The organism is Flavobacterium koreense, assembly GCF_054776075.1.
On sequence record NZ_BAAHCF010000017.1, the window covers coordinates 1 to 12,386 of the forward strand.

Sequence of the window (12,386 nt, forward strand, 5' to 3'; positions counted from 1 at the left end):
TGATAAACGCTTCTGATATTCAAAACTTTGAATTAGGAAACCAATATCCATCTGGAGTTTACAATGTAATTGTATCTCAAGAGTCTAACACTAAAACACTACGTGTTATTAAAAGATAGTTTTTTAAGAAAGACTAAATATTTTAAAACCTCCTCAGTTTCCTGAGGAGGTTTTTTAGTTATAAGTTTAGGGTTTTGTTCGTATTTCGTTCGTAGTTTGTTCGATGTCTTAAGTATGTGTTTAATTATGGACTAAATAGGAGGTAATTAAAAGCAAAATGCGTAATGATAGCGTAATGGTAGCGTCATGGCTACGTAATGGTAGCGTTATGGTTTTTGATAAAACATTAGGATTTTGTTTGCTTTTTCAGTAGTTTTGAAAAATGCTTAATGATTTAGAAATCAGGAGCTAATGTAGGGATTTTATTTTGATTTTATGGCAAAAAATGTTGGATTAATTCAATTTGAGGGTTCTATTGGTGATTTGGTTGCTTATCATCGTAATGGGAGTTTAATTATACAGCGCAAAGGAGGTTTTAATGGTAAGCGGCTTAAGACAGAAGAGCGTTATGAGTCAGTTCGGAAGCGTCAGAGTGAGTTTGGGAAATGCGCTAAATTGGCTTCTGGGATTAAGCGTGCCTTTGCTTGGTGGTTACAATGGGTTCCTGAGAATATGATTTATAACCATATTCAGTCGGTGGTTATGGGTGTGAAGAATTGTGATGTTTTGTCTGAGAAAGGCTCTAAGACTTTTGAGAAAGGTATTGCTACAGTTGCTGGTGCTTCTCTTTTTAGAAAGTTTCAATTGAACCCAAAGCGTTCATTGAACGCTGGAACTATTATCAATACTCCTTTTAATTTTGAGACTGGAACGGTTAGTGTTACACCTCACCATTATAAACTCAAGTCTAGAATGTGTTTGGGAATGGAATTACTTTTGTTGCAAATAGATTTGAATACTTATGACTATCAAGTCTTTGGGAGTGGTATGCAGTATTGTGATGGTATGAACCAAACTATTGATTTAGAAGTGCAATTACCTAATGAAAATGTGTTTATGGCAGCCTTTCTTTTCGTGGGCAAATGCTCTAAAGAAGGAAAAAGTTATGCTTGGATGCGTGATGTTGAGGTGAGTTTTGGGCTTTTGGATTTTAAAATAGTTTAAAAGAGGAAGATTAAAAAATACTACTTTTCTTAATTATTTACTTAATTTAGTTTGGATAAACGTTGTAGTTTAAAATCTACAATGCTAATGCTTTGTTAATTAAAAAATTAATGTATTTTTACGAGCTAAAAAAAAGTGTTCATTCCCAAATGGATGCAACCCTAAAAAACTACTTAAAAATATTGATTTTTATGATTAACTTTACTAAATCTGCTGCCACAAATTGTGGTGGTTTTACTAACAAATTTATTGCTTTCCTTGGTTTTGTATTTGTGTTTTTACAAAGTACAGTCACTTTTGGACAAGCAACTTCGCCAACTTCCTTTAATTTTACAGGAGGTGCAAGTTTTACGTTGGCGACTTATTCGGCAACGACATTTCCAACAAATATTACTGTTGGAGCTGGAACATCTACAACCGGAACTTTTACAACCGACATTACTACTGATGCTACAAATGGAACTGCAGCGACAAATTGGAATGGTGAAGGCGCTAATGGGATAAGTTTTCAAGGTGGTGGTTCATCAAGAAGAGCCTCTTTTTTATTTAGAGGAAACGCTACAGGAAGAAAAGATGTAGTAGTTCAGTGGACTTCTAGAACAATCACTAATTCAGCTAACAATAATTATATTGCTTTGCAATGGAGAAATGGTACTGCTGGTGCATGGAATGATGTAACTGGAGTAACTACTTCGGGCGTTTATCCTTATCTTGGAGCTACAGGGGTTGTTACTACAAACAGTGTTACTTTGCCTGCAGGAGCTAATAATCTTAGTGATTTAAGAATTAGATGGATATATTATGAAGATGCAACTGGTGGTGCAAGAGATAGATTGGCTATTGATGATATAACAATTTCAACTACAACAAATTCACCAACAGTGAATGGAACTATCGCAGCTGGAGAATATGGAGTTCATACTGATGGTTCTAACAAGCAAGGAGATACTTATATGTATTGGGATGATACTAATTTGCATATTGGTGTTGCCAATGCTAATACAGGAGAAGGTTTTGTATTGTATTTAGATAAAGATCCACAGATTCCGGTTAATGGTGGTACTAATGCTAATGGTACTAATGTGGGTAATACTTATGATGGTTCTGGTTTTGCCGAATTGCAATACCGAGCTGATCTAGTGATGTATGTAAAAAATGGCTACCGAGAATATAGAACTGCCGATGGTAGTAATGGATGGTCTTCTCCAACAACCGCTTTTGGTGCTTATGCTGAGTCTGGCGGAAATGTTAGGGAATTCTCTATTCCTTGGTCTGCTATTGGTGGAAAGCCAGCTGCCTTCAACTTTTTTAGTTATGTAACTAGTTCTGGTGGATTTGTTTATGGGCAAACACCAACAGAAAATGCAGGTGGTTCAATTGGTACTGGAGCAAGATATTCAAGATATTATACTGTTAGTTCTACGACTACAGGAAGTTCTACTTTACCTTTTAGTAGAAATAGCTATGTGTTTAATAGTGCCTCAGACGTAAATGCTTTTGGCCCTATCAATGCTTATGATTTTACAATGAATACAAGCAGTAGATTAATTTCAAGAAGTGGTGCAACTGCCGGAGATTGGAATATTGCTGGAAATTTAGTAGTAGGAAATGGAATTATCTACTTAGGTAGTGGTGGCGGAAGTTATGGAGCAACTACTGTTTTAGGAAACTTAAATGTTTTAGGAGGTCAATTTAATATGGACCAAACTACAACTGCTATGTCGGTTGCAGGAAATGTTTCTATTGCTACAGGCGCTACGTTAGTTTTATCTGGAACTATTGGTGGTGACTTCAGTACAGCTGGAAATTGGACCAATACTGGTACTTTTAATCCAAATAACAGATTGGTTACTTTCAATGGAACTGCTGCTCAAACAATTACAGGCGGAACAACATTTAGTTTTTTGACCTTAAATAATACTTTGGGTTTAACACTTGCCAACCCAGTTACTGTTAATCAAACATTAGCCTTAACATCTGGTAAAATTACTTTAGGAGCAAATAATTTAACAATAGGTAGTACAGGAACAATTACAGGCGCTACTTCAACTAATTATATAGTTACTAATGGGGCAGGAAATTTAGTTCGCCAATCCGTTGGTAATACGGCAACGTTATTCCCAATAGGTTTAAATGTTACAAATTATACACCTGTTACTTTAACCAATACAACAGGTACTTCTAATTTATCAGTAAATGTAGGAAGTACTATTACGAATGCTGTTGTGAATAGTGCTAAGATTGTAAATTTACAATGGAATGTAACTTCAAGTGCTGCTACAACGGCTACTATAACTCCAGTTTGGGTTGCTGCAAATCAAGCAGGTTCTTTTACTAATACAGGTGCTGGAGAATTGGGTAATTACATACCTAGTGCTTATACTACTTATCCAACAACATTAAGTACAACCACAACTACTGCAACTGGTGTTGCGTTACAAAATGGTTCTAATTTAATAGTGGTTGGAAATTCTAATGCTATTCGTTGTACTACTGTTGATAATGTTACAGCAGCAGGAGCTTCTGTATTATCTACTTCTTCATCTATCTCATGGACGGCTCCGGCTTTCTGTTTTTCAGATGTTTTAATTGTAGCTGCAACATCCTCAAATACCGGTACACCTTCAGGTGATGGAACCGCTTACACAGCTAATTTAGCTTTTGGATCGGGAACTGCTTTAGGAAATGGTTTTGTTGTTTATAAAGGAGCAACTTCACCACAAGTAGTAACTGGTTTAACTAATGGTACTACTTATTACTATAAAATATTCACAAGAAATGGTACAACATGGAGTACAGGAGTAGAAGTTTCTGCTATTCCAAATATTGTTTATTGTAATTCAACTGGTCCAGCAACAGCAGGAAGCGATACTATTACCAATTTTACAACTACAGGAAGTGCTACTAATATTTCTAATACAAGTACCTATTCGACTAATGGTTATGGAAACTTTACTGCACAAGCAGTAACAGAATCTCAAGGAGGCGTGATTAATTATTCTGCTACATTACCTGGAGTTGGTAATGGTTCTTGTTTTGGAATTTTTGTGGATTGGAATCAAGATGGTGATTTTGCAGATGCTAATGAAACAGTAGTTTCTTTAGGTTCTCCAACACAAATTACAACAAATCCATCTGGAAGTTTTACTGTTCCTTTAGGAGCTACACTAGGAAGCACAAGAATGCGTATTGTTGTAAAAGATGCTGTTGGTGCCGTTAGTAGTTGTAATACTGCTTTAGGTAATAGTGAAACAGAAGATTATACTGTAACGGTTACGGCTTCAGTTACACCAGTTATAGCTTTGGCAGATAATGCTATTGCTGCAGGCACTCCTAATCTAGGAACAACGCTTAATCCAATATATAGCTTTAGTATTTCACCTACTGTTGCCAATGCAACATTATCAGGATTAAGTATTGTTACAGCTGGAACTTACGTTTCTGCAGATGTTACCAATTTGAAAGCTTATTATCAAACTTCTGCGACCTTCAATTCAGGTACCGCAACTTTATTATCTACATTAACTACTCCAGGAGCTGCTGGAACTAAGACTTTCCCAAGTTTTACTTCTCAATTAATTGCAAATGGAGCTACAGGATATATTTTTATTACTGCTGATGTACCTTGTGCTGCAACAGGAGGAAATATAATTTCAGTAAATGCTGTAACGGGTTCTAATACCACTTTTGTATTAGGGACAGCTACTGGAACGCTTACTACAGGAACGAATCAAACGATAACAATTCCAACACCAAATAATGTTACTTCACCAGCGGCTAGTATAGCTTATACTTCTTCTTCCATTTCGTGGACAGCTCCAACAGGATGTTATGATCAAGTGCTTATTGTTGCAAGAGATGGTGCTGCCAATGATGGAACACCTACAGGAGATGGAACGGCTTACACGGCTAATTTATCTTTTGGTTCAGGTTCTGCTTTAGGAAGTGGATTTGTTGTATATAAAGGTACTGCGACTCCACAAGTAGTAACAGGATTGACCAATGGTACAACTTATTATTATAAAATATTTACAAGAAAAGGAACTTTATGGAGTACAGGAGTAGAAGTTTCTGCTGTACCAAATATTGTTTTTTGTACGCCTTCAACTTCAAATTCAGCTACATTTATCAGTAATGTTACAACTACTGGTGGTGCTACCAATTTAAATAGTACTTCTACATACACTACTGGAGGTTATATTAATAACACTTCTGTAACACCAACTATAAGCCAATATGCAACTGGAACTGTAAATTTCAGTGTTACCATTGCAGGAGGTACTGCAGGTATTGCCATTTGGGTGGATTGGAATGGTAACGGATTGTTTACCGATTCAGGTGAAAATGTTTACAATTCAAATGCTTATCAGCCAACAGGAACTACTACAGGTTCATTTGCTGTGCCAAGTGGACAGGCTCTTGGAGACTATAGAATGAGAGTTCTTACAGATTATAATGCTACTGTACCAGTTTCATGTTCATTCAATGGAACAAGAGGAGAAGCAGAGGACTATACTTTTACAGTTATCGCTACACCATTATGTTTGGCCACACCTGCTGGATTATTAACTACAACAGGTATTACAACATCAACAGCAACTATAAATTGGAATGCTGCAACACCAGCACCTGCGAATGGTTATGAATATTACTATAGTACTAGTGCTACAGCACCAACTTCAGGTACGACACCTTCTGGAAGTGTTGGCGCAGGAACATTAACAGCTTCACTTACAGGATTGAGTGCCGCAACACCTTATTATTTCTGGGTTCGTGCTAATTGTAATGGTACAGATAAGAGTGACTGGGTTGGAAGTGGTACGTTTGTTACTGCTTGTGCTAGTGCTAATTTAACCCTTTCTGAAGGATTCAATAACACTTTTATTCCTGCTTGTTGGTCAACAGCTATTGTACCAATTGGTGGTACAGCTACAACGTTACAAACAGCTACTAAACTATTTTATTTGGCTTCAGGATCTAATCCAACTACTTCTGCACAAGAAGGTTCTCATATGGTTCAGTACAATTCATTTGCAGTTAGTGGAGATGCTGGAGGTGAGGAACGATTGATTAGTGCACCTTTTATTACAACAACTTATCCTAGTGTTGATGTTGAGTTTTATTGGAGAAATGAAAATAACACAACTTATAATAGTGGTGCTTATTTAAATGAAGGAGTTCAAGTACAATATTCAACTAATGGTACTACATGGATTGATGCAGGTTCGTTTTTCCCACGTCATGATGGTTCATTAGCTTCTAATACTGCACAATGGAATAAGAAATTAGTTACATTACCATCTGGAGCTGGAAGTCAAGGTTTAGTTTATGTTGCCTTTAAATTCCATTCGGAATATGGAGATAATCTATATTTAGATAATGTAGTAATAAGACCTACACCAGATCCTATTACAATAACACCTTCACCAAGCGCAACAATTTGTACTGGTGATAGTACTTCTTTAACAGCTTCTAGTACTGCAGGTTATACTTACACATGGTCGCCAGCTACTGGTTTGAGTGCTACTACTGGAGCCACTGTAACTGCAAGTCCTACTACAACTACAATTTATACTGTTACTGGTACTGCTGGAGCTATGAGTACTACACAAACTATTACGGTTACTGTAAATCCATCGCCAGCAGCAGTTACTATTTCACCAAGCACATCTACTTGTCCTAATGTTATTAGTCCTTTAACAGCAAGTTCTTTATCTACTGGTAATTTTAGTGTCGGTTCTGGGACAACAACTGGAGCTAATGGAAATACACCTTATAGATTTAATGTAACGACAGAATATAGAGTTCAATATTTAATTACTAAGGCAGAATTAAATGCTGCTGGAATTACTGCTGCATCTTCTATAAATTCGTTGACATTTAATGTGGTATCTTTGTCAGGAACTACAGCGTCTTCATATGTAATTAATATGGCTAATACATCTGCGACAGTACTTTCTACAACTTTTCAATCGCCGACATTTACCACAGTTTTTAGTAATTCAGTTACTATTACATCGGGATTAAATACACATGTTTTTTCAACTCCATTTGCTTGGGATGGAACTTCAAACCTATTGATTAATATTTGTCACAGTGGAAACGGAAGTGGTAATACGCAGGTTGCTGTTATTAATCCAGGTTATTTAGCTACTACCTCTAATTCAGGTACTGGAGCTTGTTCTACTAATACTGGTGGTTCTACTAATGCCAATAGACCAGTTATGACATTTGGTGCAACAATAAATTACCCAATTACTTGGTCACCAACTGCAGGTTTATATACAGATTCAGGTGCTACTGTTGCTTATACAGGAACCGTTGCAGGAACTGTTTATGCTAAACCAATTTCTACAACAACCTATACTGCTACGGCTACTTTAGGTTCTTGTACAAAAACAGCTACTACTCAAGTTACAATTAAAACGCCAGTTGGAATCACTTCTGCTACAGCTGCAGAAAGTTCTATCTGTCCAAGCGCAACTACAACGCTTACTGCTAATGGAGTAGTTGGAGATAATGCTCTTGTGACTTGGTACACTGGTACAGGTGCGACAGGGACTAATTTAGGCACAGGCGCTACTTTAGTTGCAGGTCCTGGAACGTACTATGCTTTTGTGACAGGTGATTGTGGTACCGCTGAAGCTAGTGTTGTAGTAAATGCAAATACTTTACCAACAGCAAGTATTTCGGGCAATAATGGTCCGGCAGTTTGTTCAGGAAGTGATATTACTTTTAGTTTAACAGGTACTTCTGGAGCTGTGGTTACTTATAATTTGAATGGTGGTTCTAATACTACTGCTACTTTAACAGGTGGTTCGGCTACGGTTACTGTTAATGGAGCTACAGCTACACAAACCTTGAATTTAGTTTCTGTAACAGATGGAACTTGTCCAGCTACTTTATCTGGTTCTTCTACAGTAGTTATTGAATCTACAACTTGGGATGGAACTTCATGGAGTAATGGTACACCAACAAGTACTAAAGCGGTAAGCTTTACAGGAAATTATACTATCGGTGCTAACCTTGATGCTTGTACTATTTCAGTTTCTAACAATGCCGTTGTAAGTGTTACTTCTGGATTTAATGTAACTTTAAATGGAGCTATTACTGTGGCTTCTGGTAGTTCATTTACCTTAAACAACAATGCTAATTTATTACAATCTGACCCAGCTGCAGTTAATACTGGAAATATCATAGTAAGACGTCAAACCAATCCATTAATTCGTTTGGATTATACCTTATGGTCTTCACCAGTTACAGGACAAGGATTGTATGCATTTTCACCATTTACATTTGCTAATCGTTATTATGTTTATGATACAACATCAAACTTATATAACAATAGTTCAATCGGATTTAATGTTACAGGAACTAACGCAGCAGGCGTAAACGGAATTGATAATGCTAACGTATTATTTACGACAGGAAAAGGATACTTAATTCGTTTGCCTTACAATCACCCAACAGCACCGATTATTTTTAATGGTAGCTTTACAGGAGTTCCAAACAATGGAACCAAAACTATTACTTTGGCTAATGTAAGTGCAACGCAACAATTCAATGCTGTGGGTAATCCTTATCCATCACCAATTACTATTGCTCAATTTGCAACTGATAATACTAACGCAATTGAACCAACATTATACTTTTGGAGAAAAACTAATAATGCTGCAAGTGCATCCTATTGTACTTGGAACACTACTTCAGGTTTATACGGAGATAATGGAGAAGCTTTTACTAATTCACCAAATGGTGTAATCCAAACAGGACAAGGTTTCTTGGTTGAAGCAAAAGATGGTGCTACGTCATTAGAATTTAACAACGGTCAACGTGTAGCAAATAATGCTAATCAGTTCTTCAGAACTACTACTATAGCTACGCCAACAACGCAAGCAGATGCTATTTGGTTAAACTTAACTGGAACAGGTGCTGAATTTTCTCAAGCAGTTGTTAGTTACTTTGCAAATGCTACTTTAGGAGCTGATGCTTATGATAGTAAGTATTTTAATGATGGAGCAGTTGCATTGAATATGCTTATCGGAAGTACAGCATATGTTATTCAAGGTCGTCCAACCTTCCAAGTAACCGATGTGGTTCCGTTAAACTATAAAGTAACTACTGCAGGTAACTATACTTTTGCAATAGATCATGTTGACGGATTGTTTGCAGGAGGTGCTCAAGCTATTTATATTAAAGACAACCAAGATGGTTCTTACCATAACTTGAGTACTCCATATACTTTCACATCGGCTGCTGGAACTTTTGCTGATCGTTTTGAATTGGTTTACCAAACTTCATTAACAACAAATGATAACAACTTTACAGCAAACAGTATCAATGTTATCAAACAACAAAATGATGTAGTTATCCGTACAGGAGGAACTACAATGAAAGAAGTAACTATCTACGATATTAGAGGTAGAGTATTGGTTGCAAAAACCAACATCAATGCTTCAGAAACTAAAATCAATGTGGGAACAACCAATCAAGTATTGCTTGTTCAAGTAACTACTGTTGATGGGTTTAAGGCTACTAAGAAAGTGGTTAATTAGTGATCAGTTGTCAGTGTTCAGTGTTCAGTTATTAGGTTAACTCGTCCTTTGGACTCGAAATATATAGAAAAAGCTCTTTCGGAAACGGAAGGGCTTTTTTATTTATAAGTTTTTAAAATATTAATTTAAGTTTTAAAAGATAAATTTTGTTAATTTATTGTAATATATAGATTACATAATTGTTAAATATTGCTTATTGACGATTAAAATTGCTTTTTATCGATGTTTTTTATGTTTTCATTTTCCTTTTTTTACTAATTTTGAAAATTAAATAATTCAATGCTCGGATGTGTCATAGATTTCGTAGTATTAATTTGATTTTTCACGCTTAATTTATAAATATGAGCCATTCATCGATTTTATTGGCTTATAGTCCAAGTAAATTGGATGTAGTTATGATGCATCCGTAATTTTGTTTAAAAATAGTCTAATTTATATAGTTTATAAATTTCAAAATGTTGGTTTATGGAAAAGAATATTACTAAGTTTAAAAAAGGAAGTAGCAAAAGTGTTTTTATAATGCTTTTATTTTTCATTTTTATGTTTTCAAATTTTGTTCATGGCCAGTGTTCAAAATATCAGGTTTTTGAGAGCGTTGGAACTGCAATACCTACATCGGGTGGTACATGGACAGCAACTTCCGTTGGTTATGGTACAGGAAATGCTAGAACTGGTGATAACCAAATGAATTTCAATGCAGTTAATGATGCAATTGTAACTCCGGTTATTTCAAATCCTGGAGTCTTTTCATTTTGGTATGCAAGAAATAATAATGCTACTGCACATTCTTTAAATATTCAAACAGCAACTTCAACAGCTGGACCTTGGACTTCAAGAGGTACAACAACAACGCCTACAACAGCTTTTGTTTACCAACAATTTTCTGTTGATTTAGGTGCTTTGGGTTTGACCAATGTTGTTGTTAGAATTCTTGATACAAGAGGTTCAGGAACTCAAGCTAGATATATTGACGATATATCATGGACATCTACTTCTGCTTCTAGTACTCTTTTGATTCCTGCATTATCAAATTGTTCTCAAACGATTACAAGTGGTCTAGATTATACTTTCAGCGATGCCGGTACAGCCAATGATACTTATAATTTATCAACCGATTATACTATAACTTTCACACCATCTGTTTCAGGAGAGAAAATAAACTTAAATTTTTCAGCTTTTGATACAGAAAGTGGTTATGATGGAATGGTAATTTATAATGGGCCAACTACTTCCTCACCAATATTTTCTTCAGGTTTACCTGTTGGAACAAATGCTACAAATTGTCCTGCTGGTTCTTTTTATGGAACTACAAGTCCGGGAAATATAATTTCAACAGATGCTTCAGGAGCAATAACTATTCGATTTAGATCTGATAATTTATTAAATAATCCAGGTTGGCTGGCCACTGTAAAATGTGTTGCACCAATTGCGATAGCCGCATCTCCTAGTCCTTCAATTTGCTCGGGTTCGTCAACTACTTTAACAGCATCAAGTACTGCTGGTTATACCTACACATGGTCGCCTTCAACTGGATTAAGTGGAACATCAGGTGCTACCGTAGTTGCTTCTCCTACAACGACTACAACATATACAGTAACAGGTGTTTTGGGTGGAACTACAGTTACTAACACGATAACGATCAATGTTTCTTCACCAGTAACTTCATTAACAGTAACACCAGCTACAACTTCAATTTGTGCTAATGCTATTCAAACCTTAACTGCCTCTGGAGGTATTATTTCAACTACTGCCGTACTGGGCACAGGAACAACATCAACAACGGCTACTACAACTGCAGCAACTCTTGGGCCAAATCCTTTGCAAAGTTACTATGGTGGTACTAAACAACAAATGTTGGTTACAGCTGCAGAGCTTACAGCTTTGGGGATGATAAATAGTTCTTCAATAAATACATTAGCCTTTAATTTGAGTGCTGTAGAATCAAGAGTATTACAAAATTATACTATTAGAATGCAACATACAACATTAACTTCTTTTGCAACAACTACATTTGTTGCTTCTGGATTTACTGTTGTTAGAAATTCTGCAAATCTTACACCAGTTAGCGGATGGAATAACATTACTTTAGATACGCCTTTCTCTTGGAACGGAACAGATAATCTTTTAATTGAAGTTACTTTTTCAAATAATGATGCTGGTGGAGTAGGAACAAATACTGCTTTATACAGTACTACAAGTTTTGCGTCTTCATTGTTTTATAGAGCTGATAATCAAACGGCAGCAGTTGTAGAAGCAGCAACTACTGCAAGTTTTGCTGCGTACTCTTCAAGAAATAATATGAGATTTACTTTTACATCTCAAGCACCTGTTACATGGTCACCAAGTACTGAATTATATACTAACGTAGGAGCAACCATAGCTTATACAGGAACTCCAGCGATGACTGTTTATGCAAAACCAACAATTTCAAGAACCTATACTGCAACTGCAACAAATGGCGCTTGTACTGCAACTGCTACATCAGTTATTAATGTGAATGCTCTACCAACAGCAAGTATTTCTGGAAATAATGGACCAATTTGTTCAGGTGCTAATGCTACCTTTACTTTAACAGGAACATCAGGTGCTGTGGTTACTTATAATATAAATGGTGGTTCTAATACTACAGTAACATTAACAGGAGGAACAGCAACAGTTACAATTACA

At 36.1% G+C, this 12,386-nt stretch carries 3 protein-coding genes; all 3 read left to right on the plus strand.

Annotated features, from left to right (window positions below; translation table 11 throughout):
* Positions 1 to 435 precede the first annotated feature (435 nt).
* Positions 436 to 1,164 carry a hypothetical protein gene (locus tag ACYU7A_RS08005; RefSeq protein WP_460575577.1) on the plus strand — a complete coding sequence of 243 codons (729 nt, stop codon included), beginning with the start codon at positions 436 to 438 and terminating at the stop codon, positions 1,162 to 1,164.
* Between the two features lie 191 nt (positions 1,165 to 1,355).
* The gene (locus ACYU7A_RS08010) at positions 1,356 to 9,719 is read left to right on the plus strand and encodes a GEVED domain-containing protein (protein ID WP_460575579.1); all 8,364 of its coding nucleotides are present in this window, start codon (positions 1,356 to 1,358) and stop codon (positions 9,717 to 9,719) included.
* Positions 9,720 to 10,184: 465 nt separating this feature from the next.
* The coding region (locus ACYU7A_RS08015; RefSeq protein ID WP_460575581.1) for a hypothetical protein at positions 10,185 to 12,386 on the plus strand (2,202 nt) is incomplete at its 3' end.